The organism is Sphingomonas zeicaulis, assembly GCF_050433225.1.
Lineage (GTDB): Bacteria > Pseudomonadota > Alphaproteobacteria > Sphingomonadales > Sphingomonadaceae > Sphingomonas_D > Sphingomonas_D zeicaulis.
The window spans coordinates 648,982-673,467 of the sequence record NZ_JBNPXQ010000002.1 but is presented as its reverse complement, the minus strand read 5'-3'; the positions used below and the strand labels follow the sequence as shown (position 1 = coordinate 673,467).

The window sequence follows — 24,486 nt, the reverse complement described above, 5'->3', positions numbered from 1 at the left end:
TCCCTGCTAGGAAGCTACTCCCATGAAAATCGCTCTGATCACCGAGAACAGCCAGGCCGCGAAGAACCCGATCATCCACAACGCGCTGACCACCGTCGCCGAACCGCTCGGCCACCAGGTGTTCAACTATGGCATGTATTCGGCCGAGGATGATGCCTCGCTGACCTACATCATGAACGGGCTGCTCGCCGCGGTGCTGCTCAACTCCAAGGCCGCCGACTTCGTCGTCACCGGCTGCGGCACCGGCATGGGCGCGATGCTCGCCTGCAACGCGATGCCGGGCGTGTTCTGCGGCCTCGTCATCGATCCGACCGACGCCTTCCTGTTCGGCCAGATCAACGACGGCAACGCCATCTCGATGCCCTACGCGAAGGGCTTCGGCTGGGCCGCCGAGCTGAACCTGCAGGACGTCTATCGCAAGCTGTTCGATGGCGAGCGTGGCCTGGGCTATCCCAAGGAGCGCGCCGAGATCATGGCCAAGAACCGCGGCATCCTGAAGACCGTGAAGGAAGCGACCAACAAGGACATCGTGTCGGCGCTGAAGGCGGTCGACCAGGACCTGCTGAAGGCCGCCATCGCCGGCCCGCACTTCGCGGAATATTTCTTCGCGAACGCGGAAGCGGGCGAACTGCGCGACTTCATCGCCGGCCTCGTCGACGCCCCGGTGCTCGAGAACGCCTGATGTGACGGCCGGGCGCGGGGGCAACCCGCGCCCGGCCCCACCTGCCTCCCTCTTCCCGTCATCCCGGGCTTGACCCGGGATCCCGCTTCTTCTTCGACTGCCGTCCCCCAACCCGTTCGCCCTGAGTAGCCATTGAGCGAAGTCGAAATGGCGTATCGAAGGGCACTGGCTCCGAGCCGGCCCTTCGATACGGGCCTTCGCCAAGCTCAGTCCCTACTCAGGACGAACGGGTTGGGTAGACCCTCGCCCCAGCAAAACGGATCCCTCCCCATGAGCAACATCTTCGACCTCAGCGGCACCGTCGCGGTGGTAACCGGCGCCAACACCGGCATCGGCCAGGCGATCGCGCTGGCTCTGGCCGAAGCGGGGGCGGATATCGCGGCGGTGGGCCGCACGCCGGCGGAGGAGACCGTCGAGAAGGTGTGCGCGCTTGGCCGCCGCGCCGAGATCGTCTCCGCCGATCTCTCGACGATCGAGCCGGTCGCCCGCGTCGTCGCCGAAACCGTCGAGAAGCTGGGCGGGCTCGACATCCTCGTCAATAACGCCGGCATCATCCGCCGCGCCGACAGCGTCGATTTCACCGAGGCCGATTGGGATGCGGTGATCGACACCAACCTCAAGTCGGTCTTCTTCCTCAGCCAGGCGGCCGGACGCCACATGCTCGCCAAGGGCCGCGGCAAGATCATCAACATCGCCTCGATGCTGACCTTCCAGGGCGGCATCCGCGTGCCGAGCTACACCGCGTCGAAGAGCGGCGTCGGTGGCCTCACCAAGCTGCTCGCCAATGAGTGGTCGGCCAAGGGCATCAACGTCAACGGCATCGCGCCGGGCTATATCGCCACCAACAACACCGCAGCACTTCAGGCGGACGAGACCCGCAACCGCCAGATCGTCGAGCGCATTCCGGCCGGCCGCTGGGGCAAGCCCTCGGACCTCGGCGGCGCCGCGGTGTTCCTCGCTTCGTCCGCGTCGGACTATGTCGACGGCCATATCCTGGCGGTCGACGGCGGCTGGCTGGCGCGCTGAGATGGCCCGCCCGCTCTTCTTCGGCGAACTGCTGATCCGCCTCTCGCCCCCGGGCAAGCAGTTGATCGTCCAGGGGCGCAGCCTCGACCTCCATGTCGGCGGCGCCGAGGCCAATGTCGCGATCGGCCTCGCCAGTCTCGGCCACGCGACGCGGATGGTGAGCCGGGTGCCGGACAATGCGCTGGGCGCGCTGGCGCTCTCGGTGCTGCGCGGCGCTGGAGTCGACTGCTCGACCGTCGCCACCGGCGGCGAGCGGATGGGCCTCTATTTCCTGACGCCGGGCGCCGGCCAGCGCGCCGCCGAAGTGGTCTATGACCGCGCCGGCAGCGCCTTCGCCGAAGCAAGCTTGAGCGATTTCGACTGGGATGCCGCCTTCGCCGGCGCCACCCATCTCCACATGTCGGGCATCACTCCGGCGCTGGGGCCGGCCTCCTCGGCGATGGCGATCGCCGCCGCGCGCGCCGCCAAGGATCGCGGCCTGACATTGATCTTCGACGGCAATTACCGCGCGCGGCTGTGGGAAGCGTGGGACAGCGACCCGCGCACGACCTTGACCGAGCTGATCGGCATGGCCGACATCCTCTTCGGCAACCATCGCGACGTCGCATTGCTGCTCGGCCGCGCCTTCTCCGGCGACGGCTCGGACCGCCGCCGCGAAGCCGCCGACGCCGCGTTCGAGGCCTTCCCGAACCTGCGCATCATCGCCTCCACCGCCCGCCAGGCCGACGACAGCGACCACAACCGCATCGCCGCCCGCATCGACGCCCGCCACCGCTTCGTCCAGACGGATGAGGTGACGGTCTCCGGCATCGTCGACCGCATCGGCGCGGGTGACGCCTTCGCGGCGGGCGTGCTCCACGTGCTGATGGATGACGAGACGGATCTGGAGCGCGCCGCGGAGGCCGGGCTTGGGCTGACCGTGCTCAAGCATGCTCTGCCGGGGGATGCTTCGTTTCATACCAAGGCGGATCTGCAGGCGTTTCTCGACGGCCACCGCGACGTGCGGCGGTAAGACTTCGATTTCCTTACCGCCGCTATGCCGCGGCGGGAAGGGCCGGATCCGGAGCGGCGCGATGCCGCCGCATCCTGTTCTGCAGCGGCTTTTCGACCAGCGCATGCGCCGCGTAGCCGAGCGCCAGCGCGAGTGCGAGCACTCCGAAATAGACCAGCTCGCCCGGCAGCGCGCCGACGAGGCCAAGCCCGACACCCAGCTTGAGCAACACGCCGGTGACCGGCACATGGATCAGGTAGATCGTATAGCTGGCATCACCGAGCTGCTTCGCCAGCGGCAGGCGGACGCCCCCGCGACGCGCCTCCCATGCCGTCATCCCGGCGATGATACCTCCGAACGCCAGCCCGTAGAGCAGGCCGCTCCACAGAAGCTTGTGGACGCCATATTCATAGCCAAGCGTCATCGCGAGCAGCCCCATGCCGCACCAGAATGCCGCAAGGCAGACCCGGTACGGCGCGTGCCGCATCGCGACGCAGGCGATCATGCCGATCAGGAAGTCGAGGTTGCAGGCGGCGAAATAGGTTTGCAGCGGCGTCGGATGTCCGGTCCCGGGGAAGGTGAAGGCCAGCGCCACCGCGATCATCCATGACGCCAGCACGATCGCACCGACGCGCCGATCGAGGATCAGCAATGAGAAGACGCCATAGAAGGCGATCTCATGAAACAGCGTCCAGGCGACATTCAGCGGCGGCTGCACGTCGGTCAGCCGCACCAGAAGCACCACCGACAGCCAGTCCGCGGCATCGGTCGGCAATTGGACGACCCTGCCGAATCCGAACATGACGAACACGCAGAACGCCGCCGTATAAAGCCAGTAGATCGGAAACAGCCGAACGAACCGCGCCCGCGCGAAACTGGTCCACCGCGCGGGGCGATCGATGTCCCCGGCGTGGATGAACATCATGATGAAGCCCGAAAGCACGAAGAAGAAATCGACACCCAGATCGCCGCGCCAGGTCAAGGCCCGCAACACGGGATCGCCGCCATAGCGCGCGTCGCCCATCATGATGGTGAGATGAAACATCACCACCGCGAGCGCCGCCACACCCCGACCGGCCTGTATGGTGCTGAGCAATACTCACTCCCCACCTGTTTCCGGGGAGACTATCCTTGCTGCGATGCAACAACAACGGGTTGCGATGAAACGCCCGTGGACAACGTTGAGACGCTCACCAGAGGCGACCCGAGGTATCATGCGCCCGAGCCCGGCGATCAGTTCTCGCCCCATGCGCAATGCCTCGCTTCATAGGAAGGCGGATCTGCAGGCACTTCTGGATGGCCATCGGGCTATATGTCGGCAGGCGAAGCCTGTCATAGCAGCTGTCGCGACGCGCCGGACTCCTCGCTGAGAGAGGCAAACGTCCGGTGGTGACAGCAGCGGAGGTCCAAGTGCATCGAGCTGCCGGGCCCATATTCGGATTTGCACGGCGACCGGCAAACGCTAGAAGCGCTACGTCGGAAAAGGCAGACTTGGTTTGGTAAGCCCAAGTCCTCCCCGTATCGGGAGCTCTGGTCTTTGGCTTCGTGCCCGAAACCCCCGCGACGAATGAAGGGCGCTTTGCGCGCCCCGCGTTCGTCCTTGTGGGTCTCAGGTTCGAGAAACGCTCCGGTCGAACGTCGACTGCGGAGCCGAACCATGAACGCATCCACCTACGACTATTATGATGTCCTGATTGCCGGCGCTGGTCCAGTCGGTCTCTTCCTGGCTTGCGAGCTGCAGTTGGCCGGCTGCTCGGTGCTAGTGATCGAACAGGCGGTTGATCAGCCCACCCCCCTGAAGCGCACGCCCTTCGGACTGCGCGGTCTTTCCGTGCCGACCGTCGAAAGTTTCGACAGGCGAGGCCTGTTAGCGCCCCTGAAAGCGCGAATCCCCGACCGAGAGATCGCTGCCGCGGCTCCCTGGATGAAGGAGGAGCGCAAGCCTGGCGGGCATTTCGCCGGCATCGACTTCTTCCTCGATCAGATCGACCAGACGCAGTGGCCCTGTCGGCTGCCACATTCGGCCACTCCCATGCCCGCTGATCTTGAGAGCATCGGCGACGTTCTGACGGACCGCGCAGAGAAACTGGGGGTTGCGATCAGACACGGCCTCGGCGTTTCGGGCGTGGACGCGACGGATCGCGATGTAACCGTCCGTGCCGGAACGGAGGTCTTCCGCGGCGGCTGGCTCGTCGGCTGCGATGGCGGTCGCAGTGCCGTTCGCAGAGCGGCCGGTTTCAGCTTCACCGGCACAGACCCCGAATTCACCGGCTACTTTGCCCAGGTCGAGTTTGCCGACCCGTCCTTGCTGGAGCCCGGCCACCACGATATGCCGGACGGCACGTACATCTTCGACCTGCCCAACATGATCAGAATGGTCGAGTTCGACGGCGGTGCGCATCACCGGATAGAGCCGATCAGCGGCAATCATCTTGAGGCGGTATTGCGACGCATCTCTGGCGCGGACATCGCGTTGACGGCGATTGGTCCTGTCACGACCTGGACGGATCGCGCCTATCTGGCGACCGAGTATCGGCAAGGGCGCGTGCTGCTCGCGGGCGACGCCGCGCACATCCATTCGCCGCTCGGCGGCCAGGGCCTCAACCTCGGTCTGGGCGATGCCATGAACCTCGGCTGGAAGCTCGCCGCGACGATCCTCGGCCACGCCGCTCCCGGACTTCTCGACAGCTATCAGCGCGAGCGGCGGCCGCTGGCCGAACGGATCCTCGACTGGTCGCGCGCGCAGGTTACGCTGATGCGGCCAAACCACAGCGTCTCCGCTCTCCGCGCCATCGTCCGCGATCTGATCGGCACACCGGATGGCGCGACCTATTTCGCCGAGCACGTCTGGGGCGTGTCCGTGCGCTATGATCTGGGCGGCAACCACCCTTTGATGGGACGCAGCGCCCCCGATTTCGAACTGGACGACGGAACGCGCTTGAACGAACACCTTCGACAGGGGCGGGCGCTTCTCCTCGATTTCGGCGGAAGCGACCATCTGCGGACACTCGCTGACTGTTATGACGGTCAGATCACCTATTTGGCCGGCAGCGCGCGTGCCGCGTCAGGCTTGTACGCCCTGTTCGTTCGCGCAGATGGGTTTGTCGCCTGGGCAAGCAATCGACCCTCGAATTACGATGAGGTGGCTGCAATAATATCGCGATGGCTCGACATCGGAGACCGCTCTGTGGGGCCACCGATCTGACGACCCGACGAGTATCAACCCAGCGCATCCATCTCGGCACAGATTTTCAGAAACGCTCGCATCCCCGGCGTCACATATTTCTCCCGATGCGACAGGATGAAGAACCGCCTCCGAAGATCAAGACCCTCCACCTCCACCCGAACGACCCGCCCCAACTCAAGCGCCCCCCGCGCCGCCAGATGTGACACGCACCCGATCAGCGCGCTCAACGCCACGATCTCGATGATCGCCTCGATCTGCTGGAGTTCCAGATCGATCCGCCAGCGCTCCCAACAGGGATGCATCGCGCGGTCGAGCGTCTGGCGGGTGCCTGATCCCTTCTCCCGGACCACCCAGCGTTCCGCCAGCAGCGCGTCGAGCGTCACCGGCCCCTGCCCGGCGAGGGGGTGGGCGGGGTTGCAGATCAGCACCAGTTCGTCGCCTAGCCATTCGGTCATCGTCAGGTCGGGGTGCTGCAGCTTGCCCTCGATCAGCCCGAGGTCGAGCGAGAAGTCGGCAACCTTGCGGGCGATGTCGGCGGTGTTGCCGATCTCCAATGTCAGCGGCGCGCCGGGGTGCTGGCGCGCATAGCGCTGCATCAGCGCCGGGGCGACATGGCTGCCGATCGTCTGCGTCGCGCCCAATCGGAAAGGGCCCGGGCCGAGGCGCCCGGCGAGCAGCGCGTCGATCTCCCCGGCGCGATCCAGCAGGTCGCGCGCGGCGGGCAGCAGCGCGCGGCCGGTCTCGTTGATGCGCAGGCGCTTGCCGGCGCGGTCGAACAAGGGCCGGTCATAGCGCCGCTCCAGTTCGAGCAGCGCAGTGCTCGCCGCCGACTGTGACATGCCGAGTTCGGCCGCGGCGGCCGAGATGCTCTCATGCCGGGCCGTGGCGGCGAGGATCTGCAGGTGGCGCAGGCTGAACCGCATATCTGGTTTATCGATGATCTATAGCGGGATTACCAGTTTTATCGATTTCGGCGCGCCGCCTATGCCGGTGCGATCGAACCCGCTTCGTCGGGCGATGCGCCGAACGGCCAACGCCCGCGACAGCCTTCAGGGAAAGCCGCATGACCTTCGTCGTCACTGACGCCTGCATCCGCTGCAAATATACCGATTGCGTCTCGGCGTGCCCGGTCCAGTGCTTTTACGAGGGCGAGAACATGCTCGTGATCGACCCCACGGAATGCATCGATTGCGCAGTCTGCGTGCCGGAATGCCCGGCGGACGCGATCCTCCCCGATATCGATCCGCGCGCGACACCATGGCTGGAACTGAACGCGACTTACGCGGCGATCTGGCCGCACATCGCCGACCAGAAGGCGGCACCGGCTGACGCGGATGCCTATCGGGACGAGCAGGGGAAGTTCGAGCGTTATTTTTCGGCGAAACCGGGTGCGGGGAATTGAGGTGTGAGGGGTTCTGCTCCACTTCCGTCGCACCGGGCTCGACCCCATCGGCGCTAACCTGTCCCACGGACCGCGCCTGTCCCTCGCCCCTACGGGGAGAGGGAAAGGTCCGCGTAGCGGACCAGGGAGAGGGGAAGTCGCGCCGAGCGTACAGGGTCTGATGGGTTCGCTCTGTGGGGTCGGCGGAGCGGCGGCGCTGAGCCCTCGAGGCTGTTACGCTACGCGCGACTTTCCCCCTCTCCCTGTCCCTCTCCCCGTAGGGGCGAGGGGACGCGGCGGCAGCCCCACTCAATCCAGAATGCCGTGGCGCCAATGCCCCCTGAGCCGGGATGACCAGATCACGCGCCAATCCCCGCGCAGCCGCCCGATTCACGCCGGCACGCCGACCCGATAGGCGGGCCCGTCATCAAAGGCGCGACCCGCGTGGACCGATCGATCCGCGCCACCGCGCAAGCGATCGGAGCCCCTCATGCGCGCAAGCCCCCGCCCTTTTCGCCCCACCCGCGCCAATCGCGTCCGCAAGGCCACACCGATCCCAACCCACCCCCGCACGACGATCGACCCCGCCGCCGCCCCCTGACCCCTTGCGCCTTTGCGCAGCGGACCATCCCGGATCCACCGTCACCTTTGTCACCTTCGCCCCCTCCAACCACCAAATTCGTCGCTTTCCGCCCCACGCCCTTGAGCTCGTCACATTTATAAGATTAATGGAGTTCGTCAGAAAAATGGCGCGTGCCGAAGGGGAGAGAAGCCAGCATGGAACAGCAGCATCACGCAGCGGGCGCGCGCCCGCATCGCCGGCCCGGCTGGCGCTCGGCGGCCTTTCTCGCCGCCCTCCTCGCCACCTCCCCCCTCGCCGCGCAGGCGCCCGCCAGCATCGATGCCACCGCGCCCGTCCCCGCGCCGCGCAGCGGGCATCTTCATCTCGGCACGGGCACCGGCCCCGGCGGTACGCTGGGCGTCAACAGCCGCTACCTCACCCGCGATGGCAAGCCCTGGATCCCGGTGATGGGCGAGTTCCACGCCTCGCGCTTTCCGGCGGCCTATTGGGAGGAGGAGATACTCAAGATGAAGGCGGCCGGCGTGAACATCGTCGCCACCTACATCCTTTGGAATCATTATGAGCTGGCGCCGGGCAAGCTCGACTGGACCGGCGATCGCGACATCCGCCGCTTCGCCGAACTCTGCCAGAAGCATGGCATGATGCTGTTCGTCCGCCCCGGCCCGTGGGGCCATGCCGAGGCGCGGTTCGGGGGGATTCCGGATTGGGTGGTCGCCTCCACCGCCACGCGCGGCAATGATCCCGCCTATATGGCCGAGGTCGAGCGGTTCTGGCGCGGGCTGCACGATCAGCTCAAGGGGCTGATGTGGAAGGATGGCGGGCCGATTGTCGGCTTTCAGGTGGAGAATGAATATAATCTCGTCGGCGCCGGCCAGGGGCGGGATCATATCGCGGCGCTGAAGGCGCTGGCGGTCAAGATCGGCTTCGATACGCCGCTCTACACCGTCACCGGCTGGGACCAGACCGTCTATCCGCGCGGTGAGGTGGTGCCGGTGATGGGCGGCTATATGGATCTGCCCTGGGCGGCGAGCCCGAAGCAGCTTCCCCCCAACGAGAATTACGCCTTCCGCTTCACCAGCCGGGTGAGCGGCGATCTCGGCGCACAGACCAAGGGCGGGCGGCGCGGCGATGCCGACGACGATATCGAGAACACGCCCTTCCTCGGCGCCGAATATGGCGGCGGCCTGCCGGTGATGTATCGCAGGCGGCCGTTGATGAAGCCGATCGACGTCTCCGCCGCGATCACCACCCAGATCGGCTCCGGCGTCAATCTGTTGGGCTATTACATGTTCCACGGCGGCGCCAATCCGCTGGCGAACGGCCGCACCTTGGAGGAAACCCAGCGCTCCGGCGGCTATAACGACGTGCCTTCGATCGGCTATGATTTCCAGGCACCGCTCGGCCAATATGGGGAGGTCAATCCGGTCAGCGGCGCGCTGCGCCCGCTTCATTATTTCCTCAACGCGTATGGTGACCGGCTGGCGCCGACGCGGCTCTATCAGCCCGCGGTGGTGCCGAAGGACCATCTCGATCTGCAGCCGCTGCGCTGGTCGCTGCGCGGCGCGGGCGATGCCGGCTTCCTATTCGTCAACAACCATGTCCGCCTCTATCCCACCCCCGCGCATCGCGGGGTGCGCTTCGACGTGAAGCTGCCCGGCGGCACGCTGACCCTGCCCTCGGCGCCGGTGGATATCGCGCCGGGCGCCAATTTCATCTGGCCGGTCAATCTCGACATGGATGGCGTGCGGCTGAGCTGGGCGACCGCGCAGCCGATGACGCGGCTGGCCGACGACAAGGGACCGATCCACGTGCTCGCCGCGACCGCGCCGGGCGCGGTTGAACTCGCATTCGATGCGGCGACGGTGGCTGCGCTCTCGGTGCCCTCCACGCGCGATGCCGGCAGGCGGATGATCGCCAAGGTCATGCCCAAGGCGGCGCCGGTCACCGTTTCGGTGACGGGCAAGGATGGCAAGGTGGTGCGCATCCTGCTGCTGACCCAGGCGCAGGCCGGCAAGGCGTGGGTGGGCGATGCGTTCGGCCAGCGCCGACTGGTGCTGACCGATGCCGACCTGTTCTTCGCGCCCGACCGGATGGTGCTGCGCCAGCGCGGCGAGCGGCAGTTCCGCTTTGCGGTGTGGCCGGCGCTTGCCGGCGCGAAGGGCAGCGCGCCGATCACGCGCGGGCGTGACGGCAGCCTCACCGCCACCGTCCCCGGCGGCGCGGTGCAGACGCTGAAGCTGACGATGGAGCGCCAGCCCGGCGAGGCGCCGCCGATCACCATCGGCGGCCCCGCCAACGCCGCGATGCAGCCGCTGCCGGAGGCGCATCGCGCCGCGGGCGCCTGGAGCTTCACAGTGCCGCAGGATGCGCTGGCCAAGGCGAACGACGCCTATTTGGAGATCGACTATCGCGGTGACGTCGCACGGCTGCTCGACGGTACGGCGATGCTCGACGACGCCTTCTGGGACGGGCGGGTCTGGCGCATCGGCCTCAAGCGCTTCGCCCCCCGCCTCGGCCGCCAATGGACGATGACGGTGATGCCGATGCGCGCCGATGCGCCGATCTATCTCGACGACAGCGCCCGCAAGCAGTTGCCGGCGACAGGGCAGGTCGCGGAGATCAAGTCCGTCCGGCTGGTCCCCGAACATGAGCTGGTGGTGACGCAATGAGCTGGGCGATCGATCGCCGCACGGCGTTGGCGGCGCTGTCGCTGCCGCTGATGGCGGGGCCTGCCTTCGCCGCCGCGCCCCGCAACGGCGCGCGGCCCGGGCCGTACATGATCGGCGCGGACATCTCGTGGGTACCGGAAGACGAAGCGGCGGGCGCGCGCTTCCTCGTCGCCGGCAAGCCCAAGGATCCAGTGCTGCTGCTGCGCGATGCCGGGTTCAATTACATCCGGCTGCGCATCTTCGTCGATCCGGCGGTCGGCTATTCGAAGCGCGAGCCGGACAAGGCGTGGGCCGGTCTCGAACAGACGGTGAAGCTCGGCAAGCGCATCAAGGATGCGGGCATGGGCCTCGCGCTCAGCTTCCATTATTCGGATACCTGGGCCGATCCCGAGCATCAGGGCGTGCCGGCGGCGTGGAAGGATCATGACGTTCCCGCGCTCGCCCGCGCGGTGGAGGCGCACACGCGCGATGCGCTGAAGGCGATGCGCGCGGGCGGCGCGCCGGTGGACATGGCGGTGATCGGCAATGAGATCACCTTCGGCATGCTGTGGCCGCATGGCCGGGTACGGCTGAGCACCTCCACCGGAAACCCGGTGACCGATGCCAATCATCGCAACGCGGGTCCAGAAATAGAACGGCTCGGTGGCTTCGACAATTTCGCCCTGTTCCTGCGCAGCGGCATCGCCGGCGCTAAGGCGGCGGAGCCCGACATCCTCATCCAGCTCCACAACCATCTCGGCCGTCACTGGCCGATCCTGCAGGAATGGACCGACGCGCTGATCGCGCGGCGGGTGGATTTCGATGTCATCGGCCTTTCCTGCTACCAGCAGCGCGCCGAGGGCGACTGGGAAGGCAGCTTCGCCAATTTCGTCCGCCGCTATCCGGACAAGGGGCTGCTGGTGGCGGAATATTCCAGCCGCAAGCGCTATCTCAACGATCTCGTTCATGCGCTGCCCGGCAAGCATGGCTGGGGCACCTTCATCTGGGAACCGACCCGCCATCAGGAGGCGGTGTTTGACCTGAACGGCCGCAATGCCGGCGGCGGCCCCAAGCCGAACCTGATCGCGCAGGGGCTCAACAGCGCGGAAGCGCCGGGCGGACTGGCCGGTGGGGCGCCCGCCACGCCGCCGCCAGCGCCCAAGGCCGGGCCGATGGGCAAGGGTGGAGACTATGTCGCCAATCCGCTGCTCGACCTCTACGGCGAGATGGCAAGGGCCTATCGGGAGTAGTTCATGATCGACGACGCCATCAGCCGCCGCGATTTCGGTTTCGGCGCGGCCGCCGCATTGCTGCTCGCCGGCTGCGCCACGCCCCGCGCCGGCGCGGCGCGCGGGGCGGACGATGTGCTGCTCTTCGCCTATTTCATGACCGGGCGCGGCGAGGCCGATGGGCTCCGCCTCGCGGCGAGCGAAGATGGCTATGCCTTCCGCCCGCTCGCCGGCGGCCGCAGCCTGCTCCAGCCCGAGGTCGGCGAGAAGAAATTGCTGCGCGACCCCTTCCTCTTCCGCGGCGAGGGACCTGACGCGCCGTGGCACATGCTTTGGACCACCGCGTGGGAGGGGGTGACGATCGGCCACGCCACCACCCGCGACTTCGTGACGTGGACGCCGCAGCGCGCGCTGCCGGTGATGGCGAGCGTGCCGGGCACGCGCAATTGCTGGGCGCCCGAGGCGATCTTCGAAGCCGCGACGGGCAAGCATCTGATCTTCTGGTCGAGCACGGTCACCGGCCGCTTCGAGGAGACCGCCGGCAGTTCCGAATCCGCCTATAACCACCGGCTGTGGGCGGTGCGCACCGCCGATTTCGAGACGTTCGAACCACCATTCGTTCTCTATGACCCGAAGTTCAGCGTGATCGACGGCACCTTCGCGCGCGATGCGGCGGGGGGCCTCCACCTGATCGTGAAGGACGAGACGGTGGAACCGCCGCGAAAGACGCTCCACGTCGCCAGCGCGCAATCGGTGACCGGCCCGTTCGGCCCCGTCTCCCGCGCGTTCAGCCCGGCATGGGTGGAAGGCCCGATGACCGCCACGGTCGATGGCCGCACGCTCTGCTATTACGACATCTACAAGGAAGGCCGCTGGGGCGCCGCCGCGACTCGCGATTTCGCCGCGTGGGAGGATGTCAGCGCACGGCTTTCGATGCCGGCGGGCGCGCGGCACGGCTCGCTGGCGTGGGTGCCGCGCACGGCGCTGGCCCCGCTGGAAGCATAAGCGCAGACCCGTCCCACCCAGGACTGGGTGAGCTTTATATGTGCGCCCGGCCGAAACCGGGCGCACACGCCTCCCCCCAAACTCTTACATCGGCACAGCCTCTGCTTACCGCCGCGGGCGGCCACCGCATCCCCCGATCGGGGTATGAAGCCCCTCTCAACTGCGCAGAAGGTCCGCCAGCATCGTCACCAGCTCCACCTCGCGGCGGACGCCGAGCTTGCCGAACACCGTCTTCAACTGCGCGCGCACCGTCTCCAGCCTTGTGCCGCGTTGCTCCGCGATCGCTTCGCGGGTCTCGCCCCGCGCCAGCCGCAATGCCACGTCCGCCTCGGCATCGGACAGGCCATAGAGTAACGACAGGATCGTCGTCGCGGAGGCGTGCCAGCGCCGTTCGGAACGGGCGATGACCATCACGGTCGGCCGGAAGCCGAATGCCCATGGCCCAGCCGGCGCGGCACAGATGTCCAGCAGCAGCGGCAGGCGCCCTTCGCCCGTGCCGATCGCAAGCGTCTCCGCCGGCCGGCGCGGCCCCGCTGAACCATGGTCCGCGATCGCTCGTCGCAGCACTTGCGTGTCGGCCCTTGTCACTGCGGCAAGCCGCCCATCGCCGGAAAGCAGCCGTCGGCTGCCCAGCAGCGCCTCGGCGGCCGGCGTCGCGACGCGGATGCGGGCGTCGCGGTCGCAGAACAGCACCGCCGCCGCCACCGCATCGAGCGCGCCGCGCACCAGCGCCAGCCCCTGGCTCTCCAGCGCCGCCTGCAGCCGCACCGCGGCCCTGACGTGCGGGGCGACCGCGGCGAACAGCGCCCGCTGCTCTGCCGTCGTCTCGCCATCGCGCTCGCCGCGCAGCACTGCGAGGCCGATCAGCCCGGCATCATCCTCGGCGAGTTTCGCCTGGCACCCATAGGCGATGTCATGATCGCGCGCGAAATCGGCATAGACATCATTGCGCATCGCCGGCGCCACCGCGCGATAATCCGCCTCGCTCCGCACCCGGAGCACCGGCGCACCGATCGAGACCGCGACGCGCGGATTAACCAGCGGATCCCCGCCGTCGATTTCGATGAACTGTTCGATCGCCGCCTGCGAGAAGCCCGTCACCCAGTTGAAAGGCACCGCCCGCGGCCCGCCGATGCCGACGAGTTGGCCATGCGCAGACCCGGTCGCGCTCGCCAGCGCCGCGAGCGCCGGCATCCAGTGGGCGCCGTCGATGGCCGCATCGGCAAAACGATCGGCGAGCGCCAGCATGGCGGAATCCACACCACTGCCGCCAGCGGCGGCTCCGTTGCCGATGATCCCCATCCACCTTCCCCAACCAGCACGAACGCAATGTGGGCGACCATCATTTTCTTGTCGTATCGGGATCTTGCCGATCCGATCCCGGCATAGGGCGGGATCCGTTAAGATCATGTTATGATCTGCGGCGGCGGCGCACGGCGGCGGGCGGGCCGAGCGCATCGCCGCGCGCCCGCGGGCGAGCCACGATGCCGCCGGTTCGCGGAGTGGTTAAAGCACCCAGTTCGCGGTTACCGCCGCCGCGACATTGCCGGTGAACAGGATCGAGAAATCGGCAACGCCATTTCCGTCGGCATCCCCGCGCAAGGTGGTGGTGTTGCTCGCGGCATCGAACGCCAGCGTCAGTTGCCCCGCGGTGCCGGTGAACGCCGCGACCTGTACGAACGCCTGATCCCCCGCCACCACGCTGCTGGCGTCCACCGCCGACAGGTCGAGGATGTCGCCCAATGCGAAGTCGGTGATGCGGTCGGCATTGGCGCTGGCCGGGCTCTGGATGGTCGATTGGTAGACGAAGCGGTCGTTGCCCGCACCGCCGGTCAGCGTGTCGCGGCCCGAACCGCCGATCAGGATGTCGTCGCCGCCGGCGCCCTTGAGCACGTCATTGCCGTTGCCGCCCTCGATCATGTCGTTGCCGCTGCCGCCGTCGACGACATCATCGCCCGCGCCGGCGACTATGGTGTTCGCCTGCGCATTGCCGGTCAGCGTGTCGGCCTGGTTCGAGCCGATCAGATGCTCGATCGACGACAAGGTATCGATCCCCGCGCCGCCGGTGTTCTGCGCGGTGGTCAGCAGCAGGCTGACGGCCACGCCGGCCGTCGCGGTCGCATAGCTCACGGTGTCGAGCCCGGCACCGCCCGAGAGCGTGTCGTTGCCGAGCCCGCCTAGCAGCGTGTCGTTACCGGCATTGCCGGTCAGGACATTGCCGGCAGCATCACCGGTCAGCACATCGTCGAACGCCGATCCGATGACATTCTCGATGCCGATCACCGTGTCGGTTCCCGCACCGAGCGTGCTCTGCGCGCCGGCGAGCGTCAGGTTGACGCGCACGCCGGTCGTGGAATTGGCATAGCTCGCGGTGTCGATGCCGGCGCCACCGTCCAGCACATCATTCCCGGCATTGCCCACCAGCACGTCATTGCCGCCGCCGCCGGTCAGCACATTGCCATATTCGTTGCCGGTCAGCGTGTCGGCGAAGGCGGTGCCGATCACATTCTCGATGCCGAGGATGCGATCATTGCCCCCACCGCCGGTGTTCTGCACCGACTGGCTGATCAGGTTCACCGTCACGCCCGCGCCGACCAGCGAATAGTCGAGCGTGTCGACGCCGAAGCCGCCATCGATCGTGTCATTGCCGAGGTCGCCGCGGATCACGTCATTGCCGGCCCCGCCCGACAGGCTGTTGTCGCCCGCCGTGCCGATCAGCGTGTCGTTATAAGCCGAGCCGATCAGGCCCTCGATACCCGCAAGCGTGTCGGTACCGCCGCCGCCCGTGTTCTGCGCGCTGGTCAACAGCAGGCTGACGGTGACCGCCGCGGTGGCGTCGGCATAGCTGGCGATATCCACGCCAGCGCCGCCATCGACGCTGTCATCGCCCGCGCCACCCATGAGCGTGTCATTGCCATCGCCGCCGATCAGCACATCATTGCCGGCAAGGCCGTTGATGATGTCATTACCGAGCCCGCCCTCGATGCGGTTCACATCGGCAGCACCGGTCAGCGTGTCATTGAACGCGCTGCCGGTCAGATTCTCAAAGCCGGACAATGTGTCGATGCCCGCGCCGATCGTATTTTGCGCAGTGATGAGGCTTAAATTGACTGACACGCGCGCAGCTGCGCCGATGTAACTCAAAGTATCGACGCCACCCGCACCGTCCAAACGATCACTACCAGCCGCGCCCTCAATGATATTCGCACTGGGGTTTCCAGTGAGAACGTCATTGAAGCGCGATCCGACAAGGTTTTCGATGCTGATCAGCGTATCCCGGCCAGCGCCGCCAGTCACCTGCGACTCGGTGATTGCCAGACTGACCGTGACTGACGACTCCGCCGATGCATAGCTTGCCGTATCTGAGCCGTTCCCGCCGTCGATACGGTCGTTGCCCGCCAATCCTTCAATCCTGTCGTCGCCATCCAGGCCAAGCAAAGTGTCAAAACCACTGGTGCCGGTCAGATTGTCGCTGCCCGCCGTACCACTGATTGCTGAGGAGAAGGTCCGCGCCTTGACGCTGCTGCCGTTGGTATCACCACCCTGACCACTGAAGTCAGTCCAGCTCGCGACGAAGCCTCCATCCGCAAGTCCCGCGAGCTTGATGCCTGTCTGGTCGTTGCGTGTGCTGACATTGACGAGAAATCGCTCATCTGCCGGCTGCCCCAACGCATCGAAAGTTTGGGCTACAATACCCGAACCGAGCGCACCCGAACCGGTTTCAACGCCTTCCTTCGCCCAACCGACCACGAATCCGCCTGATGCGAGGCCGGCGACATCGAGCGCCCCAGTGCGATCGACTCCCTGCGGATCGATCTGGATTTGCCCACCGACCTTCAAGCCGAGATTGTTATAGATCTGGCCGAACAGACCGCCCGCCGCGTCATCCCATACGACAACAAACCCGCCGCCGGCCAGCGTTGCAACCTCAGGATTCATCAAGGCGACGCCCGATACATCTCTCAAGGTAAAGCGACCGCCGAACAACGTCCCATCCGATCGGAACATCTGCGCGCTGCGGATACCAGCTTCAGATTCGAAGAACGCGATCAGCTTACCGTCGGCAAGTGTGACGACCTCTTCAAATCGTGGAAGCGTCCCTGATCGGATATCAAGGTCGAAAGGCAGCGTTGTCGCTTTGCCGCTGGAATCGAAAATGCGTGCATGTGTTTGGAAGCGATATGGCTCGTTCGACACGATTTGATAATCGATCCAGACAACGGCGAAGCCGCCATTCGGCAGCGCAGTCGTTGACGCCTTGAACATATAAGTGTTGGGAGAAGCATCAATCGAGACGCCTCGGCCGCTCACGCGACCGTCCGCCATATAGAGTTGCGCAACGACAGTATCGTCATCGTCGATGCGCGCGACGACGAAGCGGCCGTCACTCAGTGCCGCGGCACCACCCATATCGATATCCGCAACCGCATCGCCGCCCGCGTCATAAACACGCCCCAATGCTACCGATGTCTCGCGGGTATAGTAAAATATGACGTGCCCACCGGATTCTAGCCCAATAATCGACGATGGCATCTGCGAGCCAGTATAGAACGAATTTACCAGAAATTCTTCCGAAGAGACATAATTCATCCAGCGACCTCCTCACAACGCGCGTCGTTCGCCACACCCTTGCCGCATGGATCAACTCCGGCATCGGAAGGCGCGCGCATTACAACACCCAGTTCGCGGTCACCGCCGCCGCAACATTGCCGGTGAACAGGATCGAGAAATCCGCCACACCATTGCCATCGGCATCCCCGCGCAAGGTGGTGGTGTTGCTCGCGGCATCGAACGCCAGCGTAAGCTGCCCCGCGGTACCGGAGAACGCCGCCACCTGCACGAACGCCTGATCGCCCGCCGCCACGCTGTTCGCGTCCACCGCCGACAGATCCAGAATGTCGCCCAGCGCGAAGTCGGTGATGCGGTCGGCATTGGCGCTCGCCGGGCTCTGGATCGTCGACTGGTAGACGAAGCGATCATTGCCCGCCCCACCGGTCAGCGTGTCGCGGCCCGAACCGCCGATCAGGATGTCGTCGCCGCCGGCGCCCTTGAGCACGTCATTGCCGTTGCCGCCCTCGATCATGTCGTTGCCGCTGCCGCCGTCGACGACATCATCGCCCGCGCCGGCGACTATGGTGTTTGCCTGGGCGCTGCCGGTCAGCGTGTCGGCCTGGTTCGAGCCGATCAGATGCTCGATCGACGACAAGGTATCGATCCCCGCGCCGCCGGTGTTCTGCGCGGTGGTCAGCAGCAGGCTGACCGTCACGCCCGTCGTCGCGGTCGCATAGCTCACGGTGTCGAAGCCGGCACCGCCCGAGAGCGTGTCGTTGCCGAGCCCGCCTAGCAGCGTGTCGTTGCCGGCATTGCCGGTCAGCACATTGTCGCCAGCGTCACCGGTCAGCACATCGTCGTACGCCGATCCGATGACATTCTCGATCCCGATCACGGTGTCGGTTCCCGCACCGAGCGTGCTCTGCGCGCCGGCCAGCGCCAAGTTTACGCGCACGCCGGTCGCAGCGTTGGCGTAGCTCGCGGTGTCGATGCCGGCGCCACCGTCCAGCACATCATTCCCGGCATTGCCCACCAGCACGTCATTGCCGCCGCCGCCGGTCAGCACATTGCCATATTCATTGCCGGTCAGCGTGTCGGCGAAGGCGGTGCCGATCACATTCTCGATGCTGCGGATGCGATCCGAACCAGCGCCGCCGGTGTTCTGCACCGACTGGCTGATCAGGTTCACCGTCACACCGGCGCCGACCAGCGAATAATCGAGCGTGTCGACGCCGAAGCCGCCGTCGATCACGTCATTGCCAAGGTCGCCGCTGATCAGATCGTTGCCGCCGCCGCCCGACAGGCTGTTGTCGCCCGCGGTGCCGCTCAGCATGTCGTTATACGCCGATCCGATCAGCCCCTCGATGCCTGCCAGCGTGTCGGTCCCGCCGCCGCCCGTGTTCTGCGCGGTGGCGACGAGCAGGCTGACGGTGACAGCGGCGGTCGCATCGGCATAGCTTGCGATATCCACGCCAGCGCCGCCATCGACGCTGTCATCCCCCGCGCCGCCCATGAGCGTGTCATCACCGTTGCCGCCGATCAGCACGTCATTGCCGGCAAGGCCGTTGACGATGTCGTTGCCGAGCCCAGCCTCGATGCGGTTGGCATCGGCAGCACCGGTCAGCGTGTCGTTGAACGCGCTGCTGATCAGGTTCTCGAAGCCGGACAATGTATCGCCGCCGGCACCCAGCGTGTTCTGCCCCGTGGTCAGGCCGAGATTGACGATCACCCGCGCTGCGGCGGCCGCATAGCTGACCGTATCGATGCCGGCACCACCGGTCAGCCGGTCGGCGCCCGTACCGGCACCGCCCTCGATCAGGTCGTCGCCAGCGCCGCCGTCGATCACGTCATTGCCCGCGCCACCATCGAAGCGGTTCGCACCGGAATCGCCCATCAGCGTATCCGCGTAGGCACTGCCGAGCGCGCCCTCGATCGAGATCAGAGTGTCGGTGCCGGGGACTGCGCCCGTCCCGAAATTCACGGTGACGCTGGCGCGCGACGCCGCGAAGGAGACCATATCGAGCCCGGCGCCGCCGTCGAGCACATCGTCGCCGGCGCCACCTTCCAGAACGTCGTCAAACGCCGATCCGATCAACCGCTCGATGCCGACCAGCGTATCGGTGCCGGCGCCGCCGGTGTTCTGTGCGCCCGTCACGCCCAGACTGACGCGCACCGCTGCAGTGGCGTCGGCATAGCTGGCGGCGTCACTGCCCGCACCACCGTTCAGCACGTCATTGCCCGCGCCGCCTTCCAGCACATCGTCGCCGTCGCCGCCGTTCAGGATGTCATTGCCCGCCGCGCCGATGAGTCGGTTCGCGCCAGCATCGCCGGTGAGCGTATCCGCAAAGGCGGAGCCGAGCAGGTTCTCGAAATTCATGAGCGTGTCGGTGCCGGCGGCACCGGTGTTCTGGCCCGCGGTGACGTCAAGGCTCACCGTCACACCGGCCGTGGCGGACGCATAGCTTGCGGTATCAATACCCGCGGCGCCGTTCAGCGTATCGTTGCCGAGTCCGCCTTCGATCATGTTGGCATTGGCGTCGCCGGTCAGCGCGTCGTTGAAGCGTGAGCCAAGGATGTTCTCGATCGAAATCAGTCTTTCGATAAACCCTCCCCGATTTCCGGTTCCGGCAGCGAGGTCAGCGGTTACGGCATAGACGGAGTCATCGAACAGCACCGTATCGACGCCCGTACCACCATCCAGTATATCTCCATCTGCACTCTCACTACTCCCCCCCGACAGCATGTCGTTTCCAGCACCGCCGCGGATATTATCATATTCCACCCCGCCTCGAACGACATCGTCGCCAGCTCCGGCATCAACCTGAACGAAGCCCAAATAGCTCGCTTGAAGTGCCGACAGATCGAGCAGGTCATCGCCAACACTGCCTGTCAGTCGGGCATTGATCTCTTCAATCGCCGCAATCGATGCTGCACCAGAGAATGTCGCAACAATTTCGAGACGATCATAACCTGCGCCACCCGCGATGATCCGGAGAGCCGCGCCGCTATCAACTGAAATGACATCGTCGCCATTTCCGCCATCGATAATGTCGGCACCTACACTGGTGATCTCGTCTGCGCCGTCTCCGCCGCTCAACGAATTGGAACCAGCACCGCCGTAAAGACGGTCATCTGACGCCCCGCCTTCAAGAAAGTCATCTCCAGCTTCACCAAGCAACAGGTCTTGCCCAGCACCACCAATCAATGTGTCAGCGCCGACTCCGCCACGAGCGTCGAGGCGAACCGATCCCGCAATGATGAGGTCATTGCCTGCTCCACCATTCACTGCCGTGATACTATAAGCGTCAGTCGAGCCGGTGAAATTTAGCCTGTCATCCCCATCGCTTCCGGTGAGGGTGACGCCTACACTTTCAAATCCCTCAATCGTGACATTTCCAGAGTATCGCGCAGTTCCTCCAATATGGTCATTGCCGATCCCGCCGTGAATTGCTCCGGTAAGCGTCGCTTGATCGATAAATATCTCATCATTCCCAGCACCACCATCGACCAGATCAGAACCTGTGGTAAAAATTGTGTCGTTGCCGTCGCCGCCGTGCAAGACGTTCGCGCCAGCGCCACCCTCAAGCCAATCCGCTCCCGCGCCACCCTCGAGCAGATCGTCGCCATCTTCTCCGACAAGCATGGCGCCTCGATCGCCGGCATAAAGCGCATCATCACCCTGACCGCCAGCAATCAGGCCGGTCGCGGCGCCACCCCGGATCGTATCATTGCCTCGCCCTGCAAATATTTCCACCTCTCCGGCTGCAATTCCTGTTAAATCAAGGACATCAGCTTGCGCGCTTCCCGAAATTCTTCCGAACATCCTCTCGACGCCGGTGATCGACACATCGGTATCGGCGGCGAGCGTCGCATTCACCAATTGCAGACGATCCGAACCAGCCCCGCCGTCAATCGCCCCCAAAACACCAGAAACCTCGAAATAATCATCTCCATCACCACCCGAAAGCAGCTCTGCTCGCCCGTAAGCAAAGATTTGATCATTTCCGGTGCTACCTAAGGCACGACCGCCATTAATGCCAATGACATCATCACCTTCCTCGCCATCAATGATGTCGATGCCACTTCCACCACTGAGATCATCATTTCCTTCTCCACCGAGAATATGATCGTTACCTTCCGACTCATGGACACGATCATCCCCGGCGCCAGCATCGATCACATCGTCGCCCGAACCGCCCCAGACAACATCATCTCCCCCAAGCGCATAGAGCCTGTCATTGCCATCGCCACCGCTCAACGACTCCGTGCCCGCAAGGCCGGTCAGCACGTCATCGCCGCCGTTGCCATCGATCGAGAACAGGTCACCAGCGCTGTTCGTCCTTGCGGTCAGGGTACTGGCATCGAAAACATCATCGCCCGCCCCACCGGAAATCCATCCGCTGACCGTCTCAAAACCCGCGAATGTTGCCGAGAAGGATGCTGCATCGATGCCAGCCCCATTGAAGAAGAGCCGATCCGTCCCCGCTCCTCCATTCACCGCACCGCCAAGGATGCCGCCCGCATTGAAAACGATCTGGTCATCCCCGGCGCCGCCATCGATTAGATCCGCCACACCGGAACTATAGATGCGATCATTGCCGGCGCCGCCCTCAAGCCGATTGGTACCGCCATATCCGAAGATATTGTCGATTTCGGCACCGCCCAGAATTTGGTCGTTTGCGCCACTACCGAAAATATCCAGACCACCCGTGGCTCCCGTCAGCCGCGAAAGATCAAGAATGCCGCCATTGCCGTCCGCATAGAGCGTACCGGAAACCCTCTCGAAACCGCTGATCACACCGGTGCCGGATGCATCGAAACCGGAGAGATAGAATTCGATGCTATCCGTTCCGGCTCCACCCGCCAGGTCGCCGCCGAGCACGCCGGCATCAACAAACAGACTGTCGTCGCCCGCCCCGCCATCGACAATGTCAGCCTTGCCCCTGCTGATGATCTCGTCATTGCCATCGCCACCCAACAGTGTGTTCGTGCCACCCTCTCCGTTCAGAAAGTCTGCATTCGCGCCACCGCTCAGATAGTCATCACCATCGCCGCCATTCAGCGTATCGCTCTCGCCGCCACCGATCAGCCGATCGTCGCCGAGTTCGCCCCACAGCGTGACCATGTCCCCCCTCAGAGCGATCGACGACAGATCGATCATGTCGTCGCCGCTGGTTCCGAAGGCCTCGCCGAAAATTTGCTCGATACCTTCGACGGTGAGCGTACCGAAGGTGCCGTCACGGAGCGTCAGACGATCGGTGCCAACACCACCGCGTATCACGCCATTGATGACCGTCTGGCCGACCACCGCCGAATAGATGATGATCTCATCATTACCGGCGCCGCCATCGATCTGATCGTTGAGACCGTTCTGGCTCGTGATGCTGTCATTGCCGGCGCCCCCGTTGAGGATATTGGTGCCGGCACCGCCGTTTAGAATGTCATTGCCCGCATCGCCATTCAGCGTGTCATTGCCTACGCCGCCGTTGAGGCGGTCGATCCCGTCCCCACCATTCAGGACGTCGTCACCACTGCCGCCATTCAGCGTATCATCACCACCCAGTCCGTTGATGGTATCCGCAGCATTCGTACCGGTCAGCGTGTCGGCACCGGCGGTTCCATTGATCACAGCCATTCGCTCATTCCCTCAACTGGCGGGGATCAAGCGCAGCGTCAGCGTGGCCGCGGGCCTTTGCCCGCGGTCGCGTGACGATCGATCGTCCGGAACCCCCAACACCCCACGACCCCGGGCAGACGCCCGGCATCAGACTAATCATGAGTAGCTTAACGCAACTTCACGACAAGAGTGTTTCAGTGCCGAAAACGAGCAAATCGGATGAAGTCGTGGCGAAGAAGCCTCGCAACGAGGAAAGATCACTCCATTTCGGACTGTTCTATTCCAGCCCGGCGGCAGGTTGATCGTTCGAGTTACAATCCGGAAACAATCAACCCTGCCCGTATCGCTGCACTATCGCAACAATTTGAGATCGACCGCCTCGGCCATCACCTTGAAGCCGGCATCATTGGGGTGGAGCGCGTCGCCGACGTCATAGGGCTTGGCCATCCGATCCGGGTCCGCCGGATCGGCGATCGCGCGGGCGAGGTCGACGGCGCCATCCGCCTCGCGGTTGGAGAGGATCCAGGCGTTGACCGCCTTGCGCACCGCCTCGCCTTCCGGCGTCCAGTAACCGGCGCCCTTGTAGGGGAGGATGGTGCAGAGGATCACCTTCACGCCTTCGGCATGCGCGCGGGCGATCATCTGGCGATAGGCGGCGATCAGCGCCTCCGGTGTCGGCAGCGGCTGCTTGCCACGCGCGGCGGAGCCGATGTCGTTGACGCCTTCCAGCACCAGCACATGCGACACGCCGGGCACGGCGAGCACGTCGCGATCGAAGCGGGCAAGCGCATTGGGGCCGGCGCCGTCCGTCAGGATGCGGTTGCCGCTCAGGCCAAGATTGGCGACCGCCACATTGCGCAGGCCCGCCTTCTGCAGCCGCTCGGCGAGGATGTCGGGATAGCGCGTATCGGCATTGTCGGTGGCGCGAACGCCATCGGTGATCGAGTCGCCCAACGTCACCACCGTATGCGCGGTGCGGGGGCCATCGACGTCGACGCCGGCGATCAGCACGCGGCGGTTGTAGGTGGTGGCGTCGGTCAGCATCGCCGCACCGGTCTGGTCACCGGCGGCGATCCACGCGGTGGCGGCGGAATAAGGGTGCATGGTCGGCGCATCGGCGCCCTCGGGCAAGTGGATGCTGATCGTCACGCGCTGCAGCGGCTTCGCCTTGAAGGCGATCGGCGCGCTCACCAGCGGCGCATGCGCGGGGATCGCCACCGCGCCGCCGAAGTCGACCGTCTGCACGCTGCCCGCGACGATCCGGCCATCGGCCTCGCTGACCGCGATCGTCACACGGCCCAGCTTCAGCGGCGTCGCCGACAATTCGTTGGTCAGCCGGATGCGCAGCGAGTCCCCGCCCGTCGAAAGCCGCACCACCTGCCGCACGGTGCGATCCTTGAGGTCGGGCATCGGGCTGTTGGCGCTGGCGGGCAGCACTTCCTGCGGCGCCGCGGCCCAGCTGCGCACCCAGCGTTCGGCGTGCGCGGCACCGGGCAGGATCGCCAGCAGCACGGGCAGCAGGATGAAGCGGTTGACGGTGCGGTTGATGGTGCGGCGCTTCATGATCGGCATCTCCCTCCGGGCGA

Annotated in this window: 14 protein-coding genes; 8 read left to right on the top strand and 6 right to left on the bottom strand. The window is 65.5% G+C overall.

All coding sequences use genetic code 11. The features are described from left to right. Nucleotides 1-22 precede the first annotated feature (22 nt). The 3 genes from FHS96_RS12180 to FHS96_RS12170 all read left to right on the top strand — a co-directional run bounded on the left by FHS96_RS12180 (nt 23) and on the right by FHS96_RS12170 (nt 2,720). Nucleotides 23-682, top strand: coding sequence for an RpiB/LacA/LacB family sugar-phosphate isomerase (locus FHS96_RS12180; protein ID WP_429591402.1), 660 nt, complete (start codon nt 23-25; stop codon nt 680-682). 270 nt (nt 683-952) lie between these two features. Then, entirely contained in the window at nt 953-1,708 is a 756-nt protein-coding gene (gene kduD / locus FHS96_RS12175) for a 2-dehydro-3-deoxy-D-gluconate 5-dehydrogenase KduD (protein WP_429591399.1), read from the top strand. Nucleotide 1,709: 1 nt separating this feature from the next. Further along, the gene (locus tag FHS96_RS12170) at nt 1,710-2,720 is read left to right on the top strand and encodes a PfkB family carbohydrate kinase (protein WP_429591397.1); all 1,011 of its coding nucleotides are present in this window, start codon (nt 1,710-1,712) and stop codon (nt 2,718-2,720) included. 22 nt (nt 2,721-2,742) lie between these two features. Here the strand turns inward: FHS96_RS12170 and FHS96_RS12165 are convergent, their stop codons facing one another. Continuing rightward, nucleotides 2,743-3,795, bottom strand: a complete 1,053-nt coding sequence (locus FHS96_RS12165) for an acyltransferase family protein (RefSeq protein WP_429591394.1) — start codon at nt 3,793-3,795, stop codon at nt 2,743-2,745. 561 nt (nt 3,796-4,356) lie between these two features. On the opposite strand from FHS96_RS12165, the gene FHS96_RS12160 reads away from it, so the two are divergent. Further along, nucleotides 4,357-5,904, top strand: a complete 1,548-nt coding sequence (locus FHS96_RS12160; protein ID WP_429591391.1) for an FAD-dependent monooxygenase — start codon at nt 4,357-4,359, stop codon at nt 5,902-5,904. Between the two features lie 14 nt (nt 5,905-5,918). On the opposite strand, the gene FHS96_RS12155 is transcribed toward FHS96_RS12160, so the two are convergent. Continuing rightward, nucleotides 5,919-6,809 carry a LysR substrate-binding domain-containing protein gene (locus FHS96_RS12155; RefSeq protein ID WP_429591389.1) on the bottom strand — a complete coding sequence of 297 codons (891 nt, stop codon included), beginning with the start codon at nt 6,807-6,809 and terminating at the stop codon, nt 5,919-5,921. A 140-nt stretch (nt 6,810-6,949) separates the two neighbouring features. On the opposite strand from FHS96_RS12155, the gene fdxA reads away from it, so the two are divergent. The 4 genes from fdxA to FHS96_RS12135 all read left to right on the top strand — a co-directional run bounded on the left by fdxA (nt 6,950) and on the right by FHS96_RS12135 (nt 12,732). Further along, nucleotides 6,950-7,288 (top strand): ferredoxin FdxA, encoded by a 339-nt coding sequence (gene fdxA / locus FHS96_RS12150; RefSeq protein ID WP_429591386.1) that lies wholly within the window; start codon nt 6,950-6,952, stop codon nt 7,286-7,288. Between the two features lie 756 nt (nt 7,289-8,044). Continuing rightward, entirely contained in the window at nt 8,045-10,519 is a 2,475-nt protein-coding gene (locus tag FHS96_RS12145; RefSeq protein WP_429591383.1) for a beta-galactosidase, read from the top strand. Next, nucleotides 10,516-11,748, top strand: a complete 1,233-nt coding sequence (locus FHS96_RS12140; RefSeq protein ID WP_429591380.1) for a glycosyl hydrolase 53 family protein — start codon at nt 10,516-10,518, stop codon at nt 11,746-11,748. Before FHS96_RS12145 ends, FHS96_RS12140 begins: the two co-directional genes overlap by 4 nt. Before the next feature lie 3 nt (nt 11,749-11,751). Next, entirely contained in the window at nt 11,752-12,732 is a 981-nt protein-coding gene (locus FHS96_RS12135; protein ID WP_429591377.1) for a glycoside hydrolase family 43 protein, read from the top strand. A 156-nt stretch (nt 12,733-12,888) separates the two neighbouring features. On the opposite strand, the gene FHS96_RS12130 is transcribed toward FHS96_RS12135, so the two are convergent. The 4 genes from FHS96_RS12130 to FHS96_RS12115 all read right to left on the bottom strand — a co-directional run bounded on the left by FHS96_RS12130 (nt 12,889) and on the right by FHS96_RS12115 (nt 24,463). After that, nucleotides 12,889-14,034, bottom strand: coding sequence for a helix-turn-helix transcriptional regulator (locus FHS96_RS12130; protein WP_429591374.1), 1,146 nt, complete (start codon nt 14,032-14,034; stop codon nt 12,889-12,891). A gap of 204 nt (nt 14,035-14,238) precedes the next feature. Next, complete coding sequence (locus FHS96_RS12125) at nt 14,239-16,671, bottom strand: beta strand repeat-containing protein (RefSeq protein WP_429591372.1); 2,433 nt, start codon at nt 16,669-16,671, stop codon at nt 14,239-14,241. A gap of 730 nt (nt 16,672-17,401) precedes the next feature. Continuing rightward, the gene (locus tag FHS96_RS12120; protein WP_429591369.1) at nt 17,402-22,918 is read right to left on the bottom strand and encodes a hypothetical protein; all 5,517 of its coding nucleotides are present in this window, start codon (nt 22,916-22,918) and stop codon (nt 17,402-17,404) included. 333 nt (nt 22,919-23,251) lie between these two features. After that, nucleotides 23,252-24,463: an SGNH/GDSL hydrolase family protein gene (locus FHS96_RS12115; RefSeq protein WP_429591366.1), complete on the bottom strand. Its 1,212-nt coding sequence runs from the start codon at nt 24,461-24,463 to the stop codon at nt 23,252-23,254. Nucleotides 24,464-24,486: the final 23 nt, after the last annotated feature.

Bases quoted from the DNA above. Each gene is read 5' to 3' on its own strand.
- FHS96_RS12180 (WP_429591402.1), top strand. From the start codon at position 23: ATGAAAATCGCTCTGATCACCGAGAACAGCCAGGCCGCGAAGAACCCG.
- kduD (WP_429591399.1), top strand. From the start codon at position 953: ATGAGCAACATCTTCGACCTCAGCGGCACCGTCGCGGTGGTAACCGGC.
- FHS96_RS12170 (WP_429591397.1), top strand. From the start codon at position 1,710: ATGGCCCGCCCGCTCTTCTTCGGCGAACTGCTGATCCGCCTCTCGCCC.
- FHS96_RS12160 (WP_429591391.1), top strand. From the start codon at position 4,357: ATGAACGCATCCACCTACGACTATTATGATGTCCTGATTGCCGGCGCT.
- FHS96_RS12155 (WP_429591389.1), bottom strand. From the start codon at position 6,809: ATGCGGTTCAGCCTGCGCCACCTGCAGATCCTCGCCGCCACGGCCCGG.
- fdxA (WP_429591386.1), top strand. From the start codon at position 6,950: ATGACCTTCGTCGTCACTGACGCCTGCATCCGCTGCAAATATACCGAT.
- FHS96_RS12145 (WP_429591383.1), top strand. From the start codon at position 8,045: ATGGAACAGCAGCATCACGCAGCGGGCGCGCGCCCGCATCGCCGGCCC.
- FHS96_RS12140 (WP_429591380.1), top strand. From the start codon at position 10,516: ATGAGCTGGGCGATCGATCGCCGCACGGCGTTGGCGGCGCTGTCGCTG.
- FHS96_RS12135 (WP_429591377.1), top strand. From the start codon at position 11,752: ATGATCGACGACGCCATCAGCCGCCGCGATTTCGGTTTCGGCGCGGCC.
- FHS96_RS12130 (WP_429591374.1), bottom strand. From the start codon at position 14,034: ATGGGGATCATCGGCAACGGAGCCGCCGCTGGCGGCAGTGGTGTGGAT.
- FHS96_RS12125 (WP_429591372.1), bottom strand. From the start codon at position 16,671: ATGAATCCTGAGGTTGCAACGCTGGCCGGCGGCGGGTTTGTTGTCGTA.
- FHS96_RS12120 (WP_429591369.1), bottom strand. From the start codon at position 22,918: ATGGCTGTGATCAATGGAACCGCCGGTGCCGACACGCTGACCGGTACG.
- FHS96_RS12115 (WP_429591366.1), bottom strand. From the start codon at position 24,463: ATGAAGCGCCGCACCATCAACCGCACCGTCAACCGCTTCATCCTGCTG.